Origin of the sequence: Mesorhizobium loti R88b (genome assembly GCF_013170845.1) — a bacterium.
GTDB lineage: Bacteria > Pseudomonadota > Alphaproteobacteria > Rhizobiales > Rhizobiaceae > Mesorhizobium > Mesorhizobium loti_B.
The window spans coordinates 2,650,082-2,668,932 of sequence record NZ_CP033367.1; the positions used below are offsets into that span (position 1 = coordinate 2,650,082).

General features: G+C 63.4%; 15 protein-coding genes. 6 read left to right on the plus strand and 9 right to left on the minus strand.

Annotated elements, in window-relative coordinates; genetic code table 11:
• Positions 1-64: 64 nt before the first annotated feature.
• Positions 65-418, minus strand: coding sequence for a DUF1428 domain-containing protein (locus tag EB235_RS12825; RefSeq protein WP_027030614.1), 354 nt, complete (start codon positions 416-418; stop codon positions 65-67).
• Between the two features lie 108 nt (positions 419-526).
• Positions 527-949: a VOC family protein gene (locus EB235_RS12830; protein ID WP_027030613.1), complete on the minus strand. Its 423-nt coding sequence runs from the start codon at positions 947-949 to the stop codon at positions 527-529.
• Between the two features lie 241 nt (positions 950-1,190).
• Between EB235_RS12830 and EB235_RS12835 the strand changes: the two genes are divergently transcribed.
• Entirely contained in the window at positions 1,191-1,805 is a 615-nt protein-coding gene (locus EB235_RS12835) for a glutathione S-transferase family protein (protein WP_027030612.1), read from the plus strand.
• Positions 1,806-1,830: 25 nt separating this feature from the next.
• Here the strand turns inward: EB235_RS12835 and EB235_RS12840 are convergent, their stop codons facing one another.
• The 6 genes from EB235_RS12840 to EB235_RS12870 form a co-directional block, all read right to left on the minus strand.
• Positions 1,831-1,989, minus strand: a complete 159-nt coding sequence (locus EB235_RS12840) for a hypothetical protein (RefSeq protein WP_080680809.1) — start codon at positions 1,987-1,989, stop codon at positions 1,831-1,833.
• 92 nt (positions 1,990-2,081) lie between these two features.
• Complete coding sequence (locus tag EB235_RS12850) at positions 2,082-4,106, minus strand: ATP-binding cassette domain-containing protein (protein WP_080680808.1); 2,025 nt, start codon at positions 4,104-4,106, stop codon at positions 2,082-2,084.
• A gap of 247 nt (positions 4,107-4,353) precedes the next feature.
• A complete protein-coding gene (locus EB235_RS12855; RefSeq protein WP_027030611.1) occupies positions 4,354-5,259 on the minus strand; it encodes a DMT family transporter in 906 nt (301 codons plus the stop codon).
• 101 nt (positions 5,260-5,360) lie between these two features.
• On the minus strand, positions 5,361-5,639 hold the full coding sequence (locus tag EB235_RS12860; protein ID WP_167334867.1) for a hypothetical protein: 279 nt from the start codon (positions 5,637-5,639) through the stop codon (positions 5,361-5,363).
• A 142-nt stretch (positions 5,640-5,781) separates the two neighbouring features.
• Positions 5,782-8,949 (minus strand): excinuclease ABC subunit UvrB, encoded by a 3,168-nt coding sequence (uvrB, locus tag EB235_RS12865; protein ID WP_027030609.1) that lies wholly within the window; start codon positions 8,947-8,949, stop codon positions 5,782-5,784.
• A 127-nt stretch (positions 8,950-9,076) separates the two neighbouring features.
• A complete protein-coding gene (locus tag EB235_RS12870) occupies positions 9,077-10,711 on the minus strand; it encodes a DUF2778 domain-containing protein (protein ID WP_027030608.1) in 1,635 nt (544 codons plus the stop codon).
• A gap of 514 nt (positions 10,712-11,225) precedes the next feature.
• Between EB235_RS12870 and EB235_RS12875 the strand changes: the two genes are divergently transcribed.
• The 4 genes from EB235_RS12875 (at position 11,226) to EB235_RS12890 (ending at position 16,443) form a co-directional block, all read left to right on the plus strand.
• On the plus strand, positions 11,226-12,095 hold the full coding sequence (locus tag EB235_RS12875; protein ID WP_027030607.1) for a protein-L-isoaspartate O-methyltransferase family protein: 870 nt from the start codon (positions 11,226-11,228) through the stop codon (positions 12,093-12,095).
• Positions 12,096-12,151: 56 nt separating this feature from the next.
• A complete protein-coding gene (locus EB235_RS12880; RefSeq protein ID WP_027030606.1) occupies positions 12,152-14,839 on the plus strand; it encodes a hypothetical protein in 2,688 nt (895 codons plus the stop codon).
• Positions 14,839-15,774 carry a hypothetical protein gene (locus EB235_RS12885; protein ID WP_027030605.1) on the plus strand — a complete coding sequence of 312 codons (936 nt, stop codon included), beginning with the start codon at positions 14,839-14,841 and terminating at the stop codon, positions 15,772-15,774. Before EB235_RS12880 ends, EB235_RS12885 begins: the two co-directional genes overlap by 1 nt.
• Positions 15,775-15,849: 75 nt before the next feature.
• Positions 15,850-16,443: an Imm42 family immunity protein gene (locus EB235_RS12890; protein ID WP_155256405.1), complete on the plus strand. Its 594-nt coding sequence runs from the start codon at positions 15,850-15,852 to the stop codon at positions 16,441-16,443.
• A 32-nt stretch (positions 16,444-16,475) separates the two neighbouring features.
• Here the strand turns inward: EB235_RS12890 and EB235_RS12895 are convergent, their stop codons facing one another.
• Positions 16,476-17,360 carry a LysR substrate-binding domain-containing protein gene (locus EB235_RS12895; protein ID WP_051429660.1) on the minus strand — a complete coding sequence of 295 codons (885 nt, stop codon included), beginning with the start codon at positions 17,358-17,360 and terminating at the stop codon, positions 16,476-16,478.
• Positions 17,361-17,502: 142 nt separating this feature from the next.
• Here EB235_RS12895 and EB235_RS12900 point away from each other — a divergent pair, with 142 nt between their 5' ends.
• Positions 17,503-18,702 (plus strand): clavaminate synthase family protein, encoded by a 1,200-nt coding sequence (locus EB235_RS12900; protein WP_027030603.1) that lies wholly within the window; start codon positions 17,503-17,505, stop codon positions 18,700-18,702.
• The last annotated feature ends 149 nt before the right edge of the window (positions 18,703-18,851 follow it).

The following is an 18,851-nucleotide window of genomic DNA, read 5'->3' on the forward strand; positions in this document are numbered from 1 at the left end:
CTCGGAAACCACCGTTCTCGGTTCGGCCTGACCTCAATCTCAACCTACCCTGGGGCAGAGCAATTCAAAGCTCCATGAACGGCTGGAAGCCGCCGAAGATCATGCGCTTGGCGTCGAAGGGCATGGTCCCCCAATCGGGTTTCAAACGCGGGTCGGCCATCACCTTGGCCATCACCGTGTCGCGGCTCTGCCTGGATTCATAGACCGCCCAGGCGAAGACGACGATCTCGTCGTCTTTCGCCTGAACGGCGCGTGGAAACGAGGTCAACTCGCCATAGGGCACGTCGTCGCCGATACATTCGACATAGGCAAGCGCGCCGTGTTCCTTCCATATCGGGCCTGCGAGGCTGGCCAGCTTCTTGTAGTCGTCGAGTTTTGCCTTTGGCACGGCAAGTACGAAACCATCGACATAGGACATGGCGAACTCCTTTGCTGAAAAACGAGCGCCGGGTCGGCGGGGATACGACCCGGCGCGGTGAGCGCGTCAGCCCTGACATTGGCGGGCGACGCCTGCTCGCTAGGAAGCCTATTTCACCGGCGCGTTCATCGCCCAGGCGACGCCAAATGGATCTTTCACCTGGCCCCAGCGGTCGCCCCAGAACATCACCTGCAGCGGCACCACTTCCTCGCAACCGGCCTCGATGGCGCGCTGCCACCAGGTTTCGATCGTGTCGTCCTGGAGATGCAGCTGCAGCGTGTAGCCCTGTGGGTTCTGGTGGGGGTGGCCGTGTTCGGGAAAGGCGTCGCCCAGCATCAGCGTCGAGCCGTTGACGTGAAGATGGACATGCATGGTGCGGCCTTTTTCGTCAGGCGGATAGGAAAAGACCTGTTCCGCGCCAAAGGCCTTTGCGTAGAATTCGGCAGCCTTGAAGGCGCCGTCGACCTGCAGATAAGGGGTCAATCCGCCGAGCACTTCTGCCCTGGGCTGAACGGGGGTCTGGTCAGTCATGTCTTGCTCCTCTTTGCTTCTGGCTTGGGCGTTTGGCTTGGCCTTGCGAACCCTAGGACGCGTGAGGTGACGGCGATCCTACACGGTCGCGAAATTTTTTGGCGGGCAGTGCAAACGGCGGTTTGAACAGAAGGCGTGAAACGAACTTGCGTCGACGGCCCCCAATCAGAGCGCAATTCTCGCAGCGCGCAGGCTAGAAACGGGGGCTTCGTGCCGCTTCCTCAAAGCCCCTGAGACGACAATGATCCTCTACTACCAGACCCACTCACCCTTCGCGCGCAAGGCGCTTGTCTTCGCCCATGAGGTCGGCATTGCCGATCGGCTCGAGGTTATCCATCACGAGACCAGTCCAACCTTGCGCAATGCCCGCGTCTATGCCGAAAATCCGCTCGGCAAAGTGCCGGTGCTGCTACGGCCGGACGCATCGGCGCTCTTCGATTCCGACGTCATCTGCGCCTATCTCGACACGCTGCATGACGGCCGCAAGCTTTTGCCGCAAGACGGCGAGGCGCGCTGGCAGGCATTGCGGCTGCAGTCGGTCGCCCAAGGGTTGGCGCAGACGGGCATAGCCTTGCGCTGGGAGACGGAAAGGAGACCCGAACCGCTGCGCTATGGTGCTCTTGCGCAGGGATACCGGGACAAGATCGAAGCGAGCTACGACTGGATCGAAAGCACGCTGGACGACGAAGCGCCGCTCCATGTCGGCCATATAGCGCTCGCCACCACGCTGTCCTGGATGGCGTTCCGCAACCTGCCGCCTTTCCGCTCTCGGGCGCGGCTGACGCGCTGGTTCGAGGCTTTCGAAACGCGCGGATCGATGCAGGCGACGCCGCTTTCGGGCGACACGCATGATTGACTGGAGGCCACCTTGGCGGCCGGCGTCAATCGCGAGGGCCGTAATGGGTGTCGAGGATTTCCGGAAAGCCGATATCCTTGCGCACTGCTGCCGGCAGTGAAAGCAGGATGCGTTCGCTGCGGTGGCGGGCACGCGCTGCCGCATACCGGGTTGCGATGCGACCGATGGATGAAAAGACCGACATGATGGTTCTCCCTGGGTTGATGCCGGCATCATCGTGTCGGCATCCCAAGGACGAGGCAGGTTCAGGCGATCCGACAGGTCGTCGAAACTATTTCAGATGACCGATGCGGCGAGCGCGGTATCGTAATATTCCACCATCTCGATGATCTCGCCGTCGCGTAGCGTCCAGAAATCAGCGATTCGCATGACAAGCTCCTGGCCGGTGGTTTTGCGCGTCATATGGATTTCGACCTGTGCCGCGATCCTGTCGCCGCCGTCGATGATGTCCACCGGGACGAAGCTCCGATATTCGAAATCCTTGTCCAGCGCCATGAGGCGGGCAAGGAACTCCTGCTTGCCGTTGCCTGCCGCGATGAAAGGGGCCTGCGGTTCGGCGACCCAGCGGAAGACGACATCGTCGGAACAGTGGGCCAGCGCGCCCACGATGTCGCGTTTTGCATAGGCATCATAAAGGTTATTGACGACGTCCACCCCGCGCATGACCGGTTTCCTCCCTCGGCTCGCGAAACCCTGAGGATGCGCCTTTTCCGGCTGGCGGGAAAGTGCGGGCCGGCAACCCTCGAATGCCGGCCCGACGGAGGCGTGGCCTTCTTCAACCGCCCGCTTCGGCCACGTCGCGGAAAAGCCCTCCGGGTCTTCCACCTCGGTCAGCTTCCGCTTCTCGATCAGCCAGAAGCGGTTGGCGACATTGCGGATGAAGGAGCGGTCGTGCGAGGCCAGCACGCAGCTTGCCTGGTGCCTGAGCAATTCCTCCTCCAGCGCTTCCTGGCCGTCGATGTCGAGATGGTTGGTCGGCTCGTCGAGCAGGTAGAAGTTGGGGTTGGCGAGCCTCAGCGCCAGCATCATCAGCCGCGCCTTCTGGCCACCGGACAGCACGCCGATCTTTTTCTCCTGCATCTCGATGACCACGCCGGCGCCGGCAAGCAGCGAGCGGGCTCGCTGTTCGCCGACATCATAGCGGCGCGAGACCATCGCAAGCGGCGTGTCGTCGCCGCTGATGCCGGATAGCGCCTGGTCGCTGTAGCCGAGCACTGTCGACGGCGTCACCTTCACGTTCGGCACCGTGTCGGGCTCGACGATGGCGTTGCGGATCAAATTGACGAAACGCGACTTGCCGACGCCGTTGCTGCCAAGCAGCACAATGCGGTCGCCCTGGCAGATGTGGCGCTTGCCGGTCCTGAACAGCAGCGTGCCGTCAGGCGTTTCGACCGCCGCGTCGTCGAGCGTGATCAGCACCTTGGCGTGGGTGCCGCGATTGGCAAGCCGGATCGCACCGGCCGACTTCTCGCGATGCGCCGGGTTCGCGGCCTCTTCCAGCTTCTCCGCACGTTCCTTGAGCTGCTTGGTTTTCACCGTCAGCAGGTCGCTGCCCGAATTGATACCGATGTTGTTGAGCTTGGCGGCTTGCTTTCGCAGCTGCTGAGCGACCTTCATGTCGCGCTCGAACTTGCGCGCCGTCGAGGCGTCGACCTCGTCGAGAGCCTGTCTGGCGCGGGAATAGGGCAGCGCGAAAACCGGCGATTGTTCCGGGCGCAGGAACAGCGTCCGGTTGGTAGCGGCGTCGAGGAAGGCGCGGTCATGGCTGGCGATGACGACGGGCACCTCGCGCGGCAATGCGTTCAGCCAGCTTTCCAGCTGGGAGATGCGGGCAAGGTCGAGATGGTTGGTCGGCTCGTCGAGCAGCAGCACGTCGGGATCAGTGACCCAGACGCGGGCGATCAGCGCCAGCCTTTGCCAGCCGCCGCTCAGCGCCTGCATTTTTCGCTCGCGCATCGCCTCCGGCACATCAAGCGAATCCAGCACCACGTCGACACGCCACAGCTCGCTGTCGGCCTGCTCCGGCGGCAAGGCATCGGCAACCACCTGATAGAAGGTGCGGCCGAGCAAAGCGGGGGGAACGGCCTGTTCGACATGGCCGACGCGCAGGCCGCGCGTGCGGGTGATGTCGCCGGAGGTCGGCTCCATCTCGCCGGTCAGGCATTTCAGCAAGGTCGACTTGCCGCGGCCGTTGGCGGCAACGATGCCGAGCCGGTCGCCGGCGCCAATGGTGAGGTCGAGGTTTGCAAACAGCGGCGCACTCATGGTGACGCCGAGGTTTTTGAGGCTGATCAAGGCCATTTTGATTTCTCTGGTCTTGCCGGTGTCCGGCTCAATGCACTTTGACGGTGCGCATTCCGGCCATCAGGCTCAGTGTTGCGCACCACGAAGGGCAGACCAAAAAATCGAAGCGGGAAAAACCCGGACCGTCCCTGGTCAGCCCTGCAAGCGAACTCGCAGGGCAGAAATCGGGCCACGCTGACGATGGTGACGAAAAAACGTAAACACGTGAGCCCTCCTTTCGAGACGTTCGAGTGTTAGGGAGCGATTACACCAAAGGCGGGGATGATGGCAAGGCGGTCGCCTTCACCCGGCGCGGAAACGGGTCCAGCACCAATATGCATCCGCCGATGATCGCCAGCGCGCCGAAACCCTGGATGATGGTCAGCGACTCGCCGAGCATGACGGTGCCAACCAGCACCGCGATCGTGGTCACGGCGAATTCGACGCTGATCGTCCTGGTCGCGCCGATGCTGGCCACCAGCCGGAAATAGACGACATAAGTCAGCGCGCTCATCACGCAGGCGAGAAGGACAAGATACAGGACGTCGGCAAGGGTTGGCATGGCCGGCACCGGCACGACCAACAGCAATGGCAGCGTCATCAGGCCGCCGAACAGGAAGGCGGCGCCGGTGAGTTCGAACGAGCCTGCCGAGCGCAAATGGCGGTTGGCGTAATTGCTGCCGAAGGCAGCGGAGAAGGAGCTGAACAGCGAGGCGGCGCACCCGAACGCGAAGGAGGCCGTGATCGGGACAGCAGGGAAGCCGACCAGGATGATGATCCCCGTGGCGCCGACCAGCAACCCTGCCAGTCCACGAAGTGTGATGCGCTCCAGCCCCCACAACTGGCCGAGGATCATCGAGAACAGCGGGATCGCGGCAACGAGGATGGCGGCCATCGCCGTGCCGATGCGCGGCGTTGCGTAGGACAGGCCGATCAGCTGTGCCGCGACTGTCGTCGCGCCAACCACGACGAAATGCCGCCAGCCGGCGCTGAAATCAAGCCGCCGCCGTGTCGCGGCGGCCAACAGGAAGAGCGTCGTGCCGGCGATCAGCGACCGCAGGGTGACCGCGCCGACCCAGCCAAAGGCATGCACGACCTTGAGCAGGACAAGGAACGACAGGCCCCAGGTGACGGCCAGGAAGGCGTAGGCGGCGATGTCCCTGGGTTTCATGGGTGGGGCCCGGTGGGAAGGTGCGAAGGAGACGCTGCCACGGCCCTATCGTTTCAACCAGCGACTGACAAGGGCGGGTGCATGGTCCAGGGGCACGCGGATCAGACAGGTCTCAGATGGCCGCCGCTTACTCCATATTCCTCGTTAAGGTCGAGCAGGAAATGGCCGAAAACCGTGCTTCTGCTAAGATCAACCACGATCACAAGAAGGGCGTTGAACCTGCCTGTGCCGATCAGAACTTGGTCAAACCGGTTTTGGGCGTCCCGATAAACATAGTGTACGTCGTTCAGATAGGGCACACCGATTTCGTCCAGGTCTAGCGCGTCGACATAAGGCCATATGTCTACTGGAGCCTCCGCAACGGTGGTGACGTTCGTCATGGGCTCTGCAAAGCAAGCCTTGAACTCGTCTTCCTGAAGTCTGCGAGTGACGACCATCGCGCATTCTAGTGGCTTGCATCGAAAGTTCGCAACGGTGGCAGACGGGTACTTCCTTTTCCCATACGGGGAGAACGGAAAAGCTCTACTTCCCCGGTCGCCCCGTCTTGCCAGGCCGGCGCTTTTCGCGGCGGGCGTCGCCTGGATCCTCGTAGGAGCCGATGCCAGCGCGCTGGCGGACGGTTGGTTTGGCGCCGTGATCCTTCGCGCCCCCCTCTGTCCTGCCGGACATCTCCCCCACTTGGGGGGAGATCGGCGGCTTTGCCGGCACTTTTCCTTCGACCGGCTTTTCCGTCCGCCGCACCGTCATCTCGTCCAGCGAATTCTTCTTGAACAGCGGCTTGGTGGCATCGCCGGGGATGCCGAAGTCGGAGCCATGCGCCTCCTCGGCCGATTGCTTCTTGAACAGCGATCGCGATACGGCACCCGCTGGCGTCGGCATGTCGGTGCCCGGCCCCATATCGTCAATCGAGGGTTTGGAAAACAGCGGCTTTTTCACCGGCACGGCGCCGTCGGCGCCCATCTCGTCAAGCGCCGGCTTCCGGAAGAGGTTGGTCCGGGCAGCCCTGGCCGCCTCTTCGGCGGCGCGGGCTTCGTCGAGCTTGCGGAAACGCTCCTGTTCCTCGGATGTACGATGTTTGGCCACGCCCTTGTTGTGCTTGCCCTTTTCGCGACCCGAGACCGGGCTTTCCATGTCGGCATATTTGGCCAGCGGGTCTTCGGAGATCGACAGTTCCATCTCACGCAGGCGCTTGATTTCGTCGCGGATACGGGCCGCCTTCTCGAAGTCGAGATTGGTGGCGGCGTCGCGCATCTGCTTCTCCATGGCGTCGAGATGCGCCTTGAGATTGTTGCCCATCATGGCGCCGGCGCTGTCGGTGAACTGCGAGATGTCGGCGCGGACATGGTCCTTCTCGTAGACCGAGTCCAGAATGTCTGAGATGCGCGACTTCACGGATTCCGGCGTGATGCCGTTGGCCTCGTTCCACTCCATCTGCTTTTCGCGGCGGCGGCTGGTTTCGGCCATCGCGCGTTCCATCGAGCCGGTGACCTGGTCGGCATAGAGGATGACCTTGCCGTCGACGTTGCGGGCGGCGCGGCCGATGGTCTGGATCAGCGACGTCTCGGAACGCAGAAACCCTTCCTTGTCGGCATCGAGAATGGCGACGAAACCGCATTCGGGGATGTCGAGACCTTCGCGCAGAAGGTTGATGCCGACCAGCACGTCGAAGGCGCCAAGGCGCAAATCCCTAAGGATCTCGATGCGCTCCAGCGTGTCGATGTCGGAGTGCATGTAGCGAACGCGCACGCCCTGTTCATGCAGGTATTCGGTCAGGTCCTCGGCCATGCGCTTGGTCAGCACCGTCACCAGCGTGCGGTAGCCGGCCTTGGTGGTGTCGCGGATCTCGCCGACGACATCGTCGACCTGGCTTTTGGCCGGGCGCACCTCGACCGGCGGATCGATCAGGCCGGTCGGCCGGATGACCTGCTCGGCGAAGACACCGCCCGCCTGTTCCATTTCCCAGCCGCCCGGCGTCGCCGAGACAGCGACGGAGAGCGGGCGCATGGCGTCCCATTCCTCGAAACGTAGCGGCCGGTTGTCCATGCAGGAGGGCAAGCGGAAGCCGTATTCCGCCAGCGTCGCCTTGCGCCGAAAGTCGCCGCGATACATGCCGCCGATCTGCGGCACGGTGACGTGGCTTTCGTCGATGAAGACCAGCGCATTGTCGGGAATGTATTCGAACAGGGTCGGCGGCGGATCGCCTGGCTGGCGGCCGGTGAGATAGCGCGAATAGTTCTCGATACCAGCGCAAGAGCCGGTGGCTTCCAGCATTTCGAGATCGAAGCGGCAGCGCTGTTCCAGCCGCTGGGCTTCGAGCAGACGGCCGGCGCGCTCCAGCTCGACGAGCCGCTGTTTGAGCTCTTCCTTGATCGACTTGATCGCCTGGTTGAGCGTCGGGCGCGGCGTCACATAGTGCGAATTGGCGTAGATCTTCACGCTTTTCAACTCGCCGGTCTTCTGGCCAGTCAGCGGGTCGAATTCGGTGATCTGCTCGATCTCGTCGCCGAACATCGAGATGCGCCAGGCGCGGTCTTCCAGGTGGGCGGGGAATATCTCGATCGTGTCGCCGCGCACGCGGAACGAGCCGCGGACGAAATTGATGTCTTGGCGCTTGTACTGCTGGGCGACGAGATCGGCGAGCAGGGCGCGCTGGTCGAGCCGGTCGCCGATCTGCATCTGGAAGGTCATCGCCGTATAGGTCTCGACCGAGCCGATACCGTAGATGCAGGACACCGAGGCGACGATGATGACGTCGTCGCGCTCAAGCAGCGAGCGCGTCGCCGAATGGCGCATGCGGTCGATCTGTTCGTTGATCGAGGATTCCTTCTCGATGAAGGTGTCGGTGCGCGGAACGTAGGCTTCCGGCTGGTAATAATCGTAATAGGAGACGAAATACTCCACCGCATTGTCGGGGAAGAATTTCTTGAACTCCGAATAGAGCTGCGCGGCCAGCGTCTTGTTGGGCGCCAGGATCAAGGCAGGGCGCTGCGTCTGCTCGATCACCTTGGCCATGGTGAATGTTTTTCCCGAGCCGGTGACGCCGAGCAGCACCTGGGTGCGGTCGTTGTTGTCGACACCTTCGACCAGGTCCTTGATCGCGGTCGGCTGGTCGCCGGCGGGCTCGAAGTCCGACACCATCTTGATGGCGATGCCGCCTTCGGATTTTTCCGGGCGGGCAGGGCGATGCGGCGTCCACAGCACGCCGTCCTTGTGCAGCGGATTGCCGGATTCGATCAGCGCCGACAGCGCCGCCACCGTGGCTGTGACGCTGCTCGAGGCCATGGTCTCGGCGTCTTCCAGCGAGATATCGAGGCCTGCGACCGGATTGAGGCCGGCCGCAGTCCGCTCCCTGGCCGTTGCCGCGCCACCCATCGAAGTGCCACGCGAACTGCGACCCGGGGCGGCGGAGCGCTCGGGAATCTTCTTCGACGGTTTTGGCGATTTGCCGCCGTCGCCCTTGCCGATCTGACGCCCTTCCTTCTCGGCCTCCTGCTCGATCTGCTCTGCCCAATCCGCGATCGACCCCGCGAGCGGCGTGCCCGACAGTTCGGGCTGCGGCATCTCGGCGAAGCCGCCTCTGTGCAGCGGCTCCGAAGCGTCGAGGAAATCGGTCAGCGGACTGCGCCGCTTGGGCGCGGCGCGGTCGTCATTCGCCGTCGGGGGCGTTCTCTTGTCGGGGGATTTGGCCATGTCCGGAATATGGGAGGTCTTGGCCAAAATGGAAAGAGCGGGATGGAGCGAGGCGTACGTCCGGATGCGGCTCCTGACAGAAGGCTGTCAGGAGGAGTCAGGCCCGGAGTGGTGCTGCCTGTCGCGCTCAGGCGCCGCGTGCGTTGTCCGTCGCCACCTGGGTCGGCGATCCGTTCAGGCGCGGCACCACGACGAGACGCGTGATCTTGCCCTTCTTGAAGGCGGCGAGGAAGCGGGCATAGTCCCGGAAGACGACGCAGCCATTGGACTCCGCGCGGCCGCCGCGCAGCATGTAGGTGTGGGCGAGCAGGCCGTTGCGATTGTACTTGTTGCCGCCACCGACCGGGGTCAGGCGCAGGGCCTCGACGCCGTGGAAGCGGGATTCACGCAGCGACAGATTGTAGGTGTTGGGCGGCGTCGGGCCACGATCCTTCACATGGACATAGCGTGGCTGGTCGACCATGGCGCCGAGACCCGAATGCGCCTCGAGCCGCTGGCCGTCCGGCATGTAGACGGTCTTGGCGCTGATGTCATAGACGGCGACACCATGTCCGGCTCCGCTTCCGGGGTTCGGCCCGTTGAACAGGTTCCTGAACGCCTGGCCGAGGCCGCCCGAGGGCGTGTCTGGCTTGGCATAGGCCAGCACATCGCCGCCATCGCGGCCTTGCCGGGCCGGTTGCCTGGCCTGCTGGACCGGCTTTGCCTGCGGCGCCGGTTTCTGCTGGGCGAGCTTGGGCTGAGCAATCTTGGGCTGCGGCTCCGGCTTGTCCTGCTCGACGGCCTTGGGCTGCGGCGCGTCGAACTGCGGACGGCGGGTCGGCAGCGGCACGTCGTCGGTCAGCGCATCCGGCAGCGCGGCGGCGTCGCCGGGCTGTTCCTGCTGGGTCTCGACAGGCGAAACCGCGACATCGGCCGAGGAGTCGGTCATCGGCAGCGGTGAAGCGAAGGCCTCATCTTCGACCGGCAGCGACCGGACAAGGGCCAGCGCCAGCTGTGCGTTGTCGGGCGTCTCGGGCTGGGCGAAGCCCTGCGGCGCCGGTGCGGTCTGGACGACGGTATCGGCACGGGCAAAGCGTTCCGCCGCGGGAGCCGGCATGTCATCAGACAGGCTGGCCATGACCTGGGCGGACGGCACCAACGACGCCTCCGCGATTTGCGGCGCGGTGCTGGAAATTACGGGACGGGCGTTGGCCGTCGCGACAGGCATGCCGGCGGTGGCAAAGGCGACAGGCTTGTCCGCGCCGGCAAAGGCGGCAGCGAGCTTGGTCGGCGACAGCGACGCTTCCATGCGTTCGAAGCGCTCCTGCGCCTTCGACTTCAGAATAGGCTGTTCCGGCTTGGCATGTGCCACGAGGCGTGCGGATTTCTCCATCTGCGGGCTGACGCCGGCCAGCTTGAAGCAGCTGGCGCCGCATTGCACGGCGTGGTCGTGCAGGGCCTGTGCGCCGCCATGGGCATTGGCCAGCACGAATGGCGCCGAGGTTCTCAGGAAATGCTGCTTCAGCGGATCGGCCATCGCCAGCGAGCCCGGCATGGACAGCGTCTGCTGCAGGCCACCCGATGTCGCCGACAGCGAGGCGCCGACGGAGCTGAGGCCGGCCATGGTGCCGATCAGCCAAAGGCCGACGGCCGCGCTGACGCCGGGCACCGCGACCCAGCGGACGATCCGTTGCGGGTTGAAGGAAGGGGAACGCAATGCGTCGACTTGCTCGCCGCCTTCACGCTGTTCCCAGATTATTTTGTGTTTACGCGACAACGCCATGCAACCAATCTTGCTCCAATCGGTTTTCCCCGTACGTGGCCTTGTGAGCCGCGACGACCATTCTGCGAGTGATCCCAGGTGGTCCCCGACGCGTTTGCCGCGCCTGTCGTTGGTTGCCGATTGCTTCAAAATATGGACAAAGTTGGTTAATCAATCCCTCTCAAAACCAACGACGAGATGTGGATTTCGCCAAATGAGGTTCCATCCACGCGTAGGAAAGTGGTGTTGTTGCCCTTCCGAGGCAGTTTTGCTGCCTGCTTTTGGCGGCCAAGTCAAGCAAAACAGCCCCTGCTAATTTGTGAAACAGGCGGCCCGGCGAGCCATGCGACGATGGCACGCGCCATTCCAGGACGCCAAATCAGTCGCTTGCGGGGGCAAAACTGTTGCCCGCTTGCCACAAATTCTCCGCCCGGACGGCCGCTCCCTGACGGCCATTGACTCGTTTTCGGAGGCGGTGCATCGGATCAAGTGCTTGGTTTTGGGGTGGCAAAGGCCACTTTTGGAGGCTTTTTCCATGAGGCGTCGGGATTTCTTGACGCTGTCGGCGGGTGCGGCGGCGTTCTCCATTCTTCCGGCCACTGTCAGGGCTGCCCTGCCGGTGCCTTATGATCGCAACGCCGAAATCCCATTCAAGGATAAAAAGTCGTTCATCGACTGGATGGTGGCCAATCGCGGCGAGGATCCGAAGTTTTTGGCCGAGCGATTCGACCGCTTCCAGATCATGGTCTACAACAAGGATGTGCTGGACGACCGCAACAAGCGCGCCTTCCTTGCCACGCCGCGTGAAGAATTCGTGCTGCAGCAGAATCTGGGGCGCGCCTATGATCACGCCTTCCTCGACATCGGCTATGGCGTGACGATCTCCGGTCCGCATCTGGTCGGGCGCATGACGACGGCCATCGACGTGCAGTTCGGCGAAGCCGTGCTCGAGGTCGGCACCGGCTCCGGCTATCAGTCGGCCTATCTCGCCAACCTCACCGACAAGGTGCACACGATCGAGATCATCAATCCGCTGGCGCAGCGCACGCGCCGCACCTATGACGCGCTGATCGATCGCGGCTACAGCGTGTTCGGCTCAGTCACCAGCCGCAACGCCGACGGCTATTATGGCTGGGAGAGCGTCGGCCCGTTCGACAAGATCATCGTCACCTGCGGCATCGACCATATCCCGCCGTCGCTGCTGCAGCAGTTGAAGCCCAATGGCGTGATGGTCATCCCGGTCGGCCCGCCGGGCGCCCAGCATGTGCTCAAGGTGATCAAGCAGCAGCTTGCCGACGGCACGTTCAACATCGTCCGCTCGGACATCTACAATGGCAAGGTGGTGCCGTTCGTGCCGTTCACCAAGCTGGAAGGCGACCAGATCGTCGGCACGCATAACGGCTGAGCATTGCCGCGCGGGTCCAGGCCTGCCGAGCCAAGCCGCCGCATCAAGGGGCCTGAATGACGGCTGTCGTATCGACCTCCCGACCAAGCATCGCCTCGCTGGAGGCGCCTCGGCTCGCGCATTATCTCGCGGTCGGGCTGATCGCCGGCGCCATCATCGCGCTGCAGATAGCGGTCATGCGGGTGTTCGCGGTTGGCAGCTGGTCGCATTTCGGCTCGCTGGTGGTCAGCCTCGCCATGCTCGGCTTCTCGCTGTCCAGCGTCGTCATCTTCGCCGGCAAGGGCTGGTTCGACCGCCACTGGCAAGGCGCGGCCACCGGAGCCCTGTTGCTGATTGGCCCGCTCGCCGTCGGCGCCAATTTGATTGCCCAGACGGTGCCGTTCAACGCCATCTTCCTGGTTTCCGATCCCGCGCAGAAATGGCGGCTGCTCGCCAATTTCCTGCTCTATCTCCTGCCGTTCCTGGCTGGCGCGTTCTTCCTCGGCATCGTCTTCCTGAAGAGCCGCACGGCCTTCGGACGCGTCTATTTCGCCGACCTCACCGGCTCGGGTCTGGCCGGCCTGGTCGTGCTGGTGTCGCTCTATCTGTTTGCGCCGGAAACCATCATCGTCGTGCCGCTGCTGCTCTGGGCCGCTGGCTCGATCCTGTGGTTCATCGCCTTCGGCGCGTGGAAGAGCGTCGTCGCCGGCGTGGTCGTGGCAGCGCTGTCGATTGCTGGCTATCTCATGCTGCCAGGCTGGCTCGGCATCCCGGACATCGCCGTATCGCAGTACAAGGGCGTCGCCTATGCCCGCAATTTTCCCGACGGCAAGCGCATCTACCGCAGCATCTCGCCGTTTGGCGATCTGCAGGTCTATGCCAGCTCCTACATGCATTTCGCGCCGGGCCTGAGCGACAATGCGGCCTTCGGCATGCCCGAAGTGCCGGCCAACACCTATGTCGGCATGTACCGCGACGGCGATGGGCCGGAAGGCATCATGCGCAATCTGGCGCCGGCCGAGCAGGTCTATTTCCGCTATCTGCCGATGCACTATCCCTATGTCATAAAGGACAAGCCCAAGACATTCGTCGTGCAGTTCGGCGGCGGTATCTCGACGCAGGCCGCGCTGAATGCCGGCTCGACCTCGGTGACCGTGGCCGAGAGCAATCCGATGACGTTGCGGGCGTTCCGCGATCCGATCCTGAGGGATGTCACAGGCGACATCCTGGCCGAGCCGCGTCTCAACGTGATCGACTATGACGGGCGCCTGTTCCTTGCCAACACGGCGGAGCGTTACGACGTCATCGACGTCAGCCTCGCCGACAGCGTCGGCCTGTCCAATCCGGGCGGGTTCGCCATCTCGGAAAAGTATGCCTACACGCATGAGGCGATGCTGAGCTACATGCATGCTCTCGCCGATGGCGGTGTCTTGTCGATCACCTTGTGGAACAAGGAAGAGCCGCCGAAATCGGTGTTGAAGCTCTATTCGACCATTGCCGAGGCAGCCAGGACGTTCGACCCACAGGGCGCGGCCAACGACATCTTCGCCGTGTCGAGTTACCTCTCGACCACGACAGTGCTGTTCAAGCGTGGCGGTTTCACCGAGGCCGAAATCAAGACCTTGCGCGACTACACCAAGTCGATGTCGTGGGAGGAAGTCTATTATCCAGGGATGGCCCATGATGGCTCGGGCGCGCAAAAAGTTCTCGATGATTACCGAGCGTCGATCTTCGGCAGCGGACAGGATGCGACGCTGACGCAGCCTGCCGCCGATGCGACCGCGCCGGTCAACCCCGATTGCGACCCCACAGCACCGGCAGATCCGACACTGGATGCCTGCGCGGGCGCTGGTGGCGATGCTGGCCCGCAGGTGCTGCCGGCGACGGAAATGCAGCGCATGACATGGCACGCACTTTTGACCGGCGGTTGGCAAAAACTCGCTAGCGATTATGTCTTCGACACGCGTGCGCTCAGCAACGACCAGCCCTATTTCGCTGCCTATGTGAAGGTCGCCGACCTGCCGCGCACGCTGGACCGGCTCGACCTGTTCCAGGACGATTGGGGTTATCTGCTGATCTGGGCAACGCTCGGCATTGCCTGCATTACCGCGGCGTCGCTGGTGCTGCTGCCGGTTATCTTCGGCTGGCGCATCGTGTTCTCGCGCTCGCGCGGCAAGCTCGGCACCATCCTCTATTTCGCTTGTCTCGGCCTCGGCTACATCATGGTCGAGGTCGGGCTGATCAGCCGCTTCACCGTGGCGCTGGCCAACCCGACCGTGTCGGCCTCGGTGCTGATCTCCTCGATGCTGGTGTTCTCCGGTCTCGGCAGCCTGTTTGCCGAGCGTATCTTCGACCGCGCGAGATCGCTGCTGCCGGTGGTGCTGCTGGCGGTCAGCGTGCTTCTGCTCGCCTATGGCTTCTATCTGTCGCCGGTGCTCGACTGGATCGGCGCCTATCCCTATGCGGTGCGGCTGCTGCTCTGCTTCCTGCTGGTGTCGCCGCCGGCCTTCCTGATGGGCATGCCGATGGCCACCGCCATGACCTGGCTGGCACGGCTCGGCAAGGAACATCTGTTCGTCTGGGCCTGGGGCATCAATGGCTGTTTTTCGGTGATCGGCTCAGCCGCCGTGCCGATCGTCGCCACCAGTTTCGGGCTGAGCGCCGTGCTGCAATGGTCGGCGATCGCCTATCTCATTGCCATTCCGGCCTTCTTCGCGGTGCTGTTGCCGTCGAAGGCGCCTTCCATACGCCTGGTGCCAGCCTGATGCCGGACCGGCGCGCCATCGTCGCCGGATTGCTGGCCACGGTGGCATATCCGGTGGCCAGTGAGGGGGCGCGCTTGCACAAGGCCGTATCGACCATCCTGCCGTTCCAGGTGTCGCCCTTTCCCTACCGGGGCAAGCTGCCCGACGGCTCCGCGCCGTTTCTCGACGTAACGGCGGCGGGTGGCCGGCGCGGCCACACCTCGCCGCGCGGCGGCATCTATTGGGAGGACGAGACCTATTCCGACCGCTCGACGCTGCTGGCAGTTCCGAAAGGGTTCGATCCGGCCAAGCCGGCGGTCATTGTCGTGTTCTTCCACGGCAATGGCGCAACCTTGCAGCGCGATGTGGTCGGGCGCCAGCGGGTCGTTGCGCAGCTCGAGGCGTCGGGCCTCAATGCCGTGCTGGTGGCGCCGCAATTCGCCAGCGATGCGCAGGATTCCAGCGCCGGGAATTTCTGGACGCCGGGCTATTTTGCGAAGTTCATGGCCGAGGCAGCGCGGGAGCTTGCCAAACTCACCGGCGCCAAAGCGGCAAAATTCGACGCCATGCCGGTGGTGCTGGTCGCCTATAGCGGCGGCTACAACCCGGCGGCCTTCGTGCTGAAAAACGGCGATGTTGGTGGCCGCTTGCTCGGCGTCGTCCTGCTCGACGCGGCGTTCGACGAGGCCGACATTTTTGCCAGCTGGATCGCGCACCACCGCAAGAGTTTCTTCGTCAGCGCCTACAGCAAATCCTCGGCCTCCGGCAATGCCGAGATCAGGCAGTTGCTGGCGGGCCAGGGTTTCAACGCGAGCGCCGAACCGCCACGCCGCCTCGAAGCCGGGACGGTTGCCTTCCTCGCCTCGGATGCAGGCCACGATACGTTCGTCACACGGGCCTTTGTCAGCAATCCATTGCAGTGGCTTCTAGGGCGCGTGCATGGCTTTCCCCGTTAGAGCACGTTTGCATTTGCGCGATTGATGGGCAGCGTCCTAAATGTTTGCCTGCGAGAAAACTCACGAGGCTGAGTGATGGCTGCGGTGGTCGGAGATCGAACGTCCTTTGCTATCGAAAGTGCAATCACGCAGGCATTTCCCAATCATGCGCAAGGCGCGTTGGGCTACTTTCTCATTCACATTCGAGGGAAGGCGTATGGTGTCCACGAACCTGATGCCTCGATGTTGGGCTGCTCCTTCGAAGCGGTAAATGATCGTCTGCGGCGACGCGGAACGCATCAAGTTCTGTTTCTATCGACCATGGACGCGTCGCAGATTGCCGAGGCTTTCCTCGATGCCGTGTACAGGCAAACCGCTCGTGTTGATTATTTCGGCCTGCCGGCCATCGAGTTCACCGAAATTCTTTATGGAAACGCGATCGTATGGGCTCCGGATGGTGATGAGGCATTCGATGACGGAAGCCATGTTCTCCAATTCGATGTCGGCAACAAGGTTCGCCTCATTGCTTTCGTGAATACGGAATCTCCCGAGGATGTCGGCGGCACGGTTGTGGAGGAATGGCTCGACGACGAGGTTTTCTACAGCGTTCTCTCTCGTTGGAGAGAGCAGTTCGCTGCCGAGTGGGTGAATAAATCAATTGAAAATCATGCGACCTCGGTATCGAACTGATTGGTGGAACGTGGCATTGACCTGACACGGATTTACTGAGGCAAGGCGCTATCGATGCCGATATCGGCAATCGCTGCCAGTTCAGCGGCAAAGACGGCGGCGCGGCGGGCCTTCGGCCCATTTTCAGGCCAGACCAGCCGGCGCTTGATGGTCAGTGCCGGTACCTCGCCCCCGATCTCGACGAGATGGCCTGCGTCGAGATGGCGGCGCAACACCAGTTCGCTGGCCAGCAACGCGCCCATCCCGGCGATCGCCGCTTGCGCCGCGACAATGGTCAATCCGAAGCGCGGACCCTGGTCGATATCCTTCCTCTGCCGCGCTGCCGCGATGAACCAGTCCCGCCAGGCGGGGTAGACATCGTCGCCCATCGTCGGGTCGATGTGCAGCAGCGGCATCCTGTCCAGCACTTCGGCTCTGGTTGGCCCGGTGTGACCCTCGACCAGCGCCGGCGCGCAAGCTGGAATGACCCGCTCGGTGAAGAGGTCGAGTGCCGCGATGTGCGATGCCGCGCCTTTGCGGTAGCTGATGGCAAGATCGACGCCTTCCTCCGCCATTGTCTCGAGCGCGACGGATGCGACAATGCGGACCTCGAGCCGTCCAAGGGCCGGTCGCACCATCGCAAGGCGCGGTGCCAGCCAGAGCGAGGCGAAGGACGGATCGGCTGAGATGGTGAAGGTCTCCGCCCGCCGTTCGAAGCGCAGCCGCCGCATGCCGGAGGCAAGCGCGTCGAAGCCTCGGTCGATGTCGGGCAGGGCTGCCTCGGCGGCCCGGGTAAGCACGATGCCATTGCCTTCGCGCCGCACCAGCTTGATGCCGAGCCGGTCTTCCAACTGCCGGATCTGATGGCCGATGGCGCCGGGCGTCACGCCCAGCTCCTCGGCGGCGCGCGTCAGGCTGCCGGCCCTGGCGGCGGCCACCAGCGCTCGTAAGCCGGAAAGCGGCAAATCCCTTAGCACCATGTTTTGAATTTATCTCAAAACTTTGGGAAGGGAACTCGTTTGAGTTGGGATTCTTCTCTGCCTAGGCTGGTCGAAGAAATTCAACCGCCGGGGACATCAGATGCTCGACACTCCGAAGCACCAGCAAAGACATGCCGTCGCACCAATCCGTGCCATGCGCGCAGAAGGCGCACGTATTGCCGTCGATTTGGCTGACGGTCGCTCGGCAAAACTCTCGACGCGCTGGCTGCGGCTGGCCTGCGAGTGCGAGCAATGCGGCGACACCGCCTCGGGCAAGAGGTGGCTGACGCCGGCCGATGTCGGCAAGGAAGTCCATGCCGAGAGCTTCGATGTCTCCGTGCCCGGGCAGGTCACTGTCATTTGGCAGGATGGGCACGTGTCGCGCTACGACGCGGCCTCACTGGCAAACCATGCCGGCGGCTCAGGCCCGGACCGGTTCCAGCCGCTTCTGTGGAACAGCGACCTCTCCGCACGGCTCGGCCGCTTCGCCTTCGATGCGGTGGTCGCGGATGACGAAGCGCTTTTCCAATCACTGCGGGCGTTGAGGGATCACGGCATCGCCATGTTGACCCGCGTTCCAGCCGAGACCGAAGCGACGGCGCGGGTTGCCAGCCGTTATGGGCCGATCCGCGAAACCAGCTATGGCAAGGTCTTCGATCTCATCTCGCGGCCGGATGCGCGGGTGGCGGGCGAGACGGCGCGGGCGCAAATCCCGCACACGGACGAGCCGTTCCGTTATGCGCCGCCGGGCTTCATCTTCTTCCACGCCATCCGCACGGGCGCGGGCACCGGCGGCACATCGCTGATGGTCGACGGCTTTCGTGTCGCAGAGCTGATGCGGGCGCGCACGCCTGACCTGTTCGAGCTGTTGACGCGGCACGGCGTCACCTTCCACCGCGAGCATTCGGGCGAGGTGTTCTTCAGCGCCGAGGCGCATGTCATCAGCCTCGACGCGACGGGTGCGGTCACCGGCATCCGCTACAATGACCGTTGCCTGGCGCCGCAATGGGCACCTCTGGACCAGATCGACGGGCTGATCGAGGCGCTGGCTGAACTGACGCGGCTGATCTGCGATCCGCAAAACCAGTTTCAGCATCAGTTGCAGCCCGGCGAAGTGCTGGTCTTCGACAATCAGCGCGTCCTGCACGGCCGCAGCGCCTTCGACCCGACGCTTGCCGTGCGGCATTTGAGAAGCTGCAACATTGACCGTGATGGTGTCCACAGCGCGTTTCGGACGTTGGCCAGGCGGTTCGCGCCGGAGGAGGCGGAGGCGATGTTGTATCAGGGGGCGATTTTCTGAGGGCACGGCAGGGTTCCCCGCCCCGCCCCGCTCCCGCTTTGCGCTACGCCATGCACACATTCCGTGACTGGGTGACTGATCGGCCCGAGGCTTGATTACCACGTGGTTCCCCCAATCCGTCGCTGCTTCGCAGCGCCACCTTTCCCCCT

Bases quoted from the DNA above. Each gene is read 5' to 3' on its own strand.
- EB235_RS12825 (WP_027030614.1), bottom strand. From the start codon at position 418: ATGTCCTATGTCGATGGTTTCGTACTTGCCGTGCCAAAGGCAAAACTC.
- EB235_RS12830 (WP_027030613.1), bottom strand. From the start codon at position 949: ATGACTGACCAGACCCCCGTTCAGCCCAGGGCAGAAGTGCTCGGCGGA.
- EB235_RS12835 (WP_027030612.1), top strand. From the start codon at position 1,191: ATGATCCTCTACTACCAGACCCACTCACCCTTCGCGCGCAAGGCGCTT.
- EB235_RS12840 (WP_080680809.1), bottom strand. From the start codon at position 1,989: ATGTCGGTCTTTTCATCCATCGGTCGCATCGCAACCCGGTATGCGGCA.
- EB235_RS12850 (WP_080680808.1), bottom strand. From the start codon at position 4,106: ATGGCCTTGATCAGCCTCAAAAACCTCGGCGTCACCATGAGTGCGCCG.
- EB235_RS12855 (WP_027030611.1), bottom strand. From the start codon at position 5,259: ATGAAACCCAGGGACATCGCCGCCTACGCCTTCCTGGCCGTCACCTGG.
- EB235_RS12860 (WP_167334867.1), bottom strand. From the start codon at position 5,639: ATGACGAACGTCACCACCGTTGCGGAGGCTCCAGTAGACATATGGCCT.
- uvrB (WP_027030609.1), bottom strand. From the start codon at position 8,949: ATGGCCAAATCCCCCGACAAGAGAACGCCCCCGACGGCGAATGACGAC.
- EB235_RS12870 (WP_027030608.1), bottom strand. From the start codon at position 10,711: ATGGCGTTGTCGCGTAAACACAAAATAATCTGGGAACAGCGTGAAGGC.
- EB235_RS12875 (WP_027030607.1), top strand. From the start codon at position 11,226: ATGAGGCGTCGGGATTTCTTGACGCTGTCGGCGGGTGCGGCGGCGTTC.
- EB235_RS12880 (WP_027030606.1), top strand. From the start codon at position 12,152: ATGACGGCTGTCGTATCGACCTCCCGACCAAGCATCGCCTCGCTGGAG.
- EB235_RS12885 (WP_027030605.1), top strand. From the start codon at position 14,839: ATGCCGGACCGGCGCGCCATCGTCGCCGGATTGCTGGCCACGGTGGCA.
- EB235_RS12890 (WP_155256405.1), top strand. From the start codon at position 15,850: ATGGCTGCGGTGGTCGGAGATCGAACGTCCTTTGCTATCGAAAGTGCA.
- EB235_RS12900 (WP_027030603.1), top strand. From the start codon at position 17,503: ATGCTCGACACTCCGAAGCACCAGCAAAGACATGCCGTCGCACCAATC.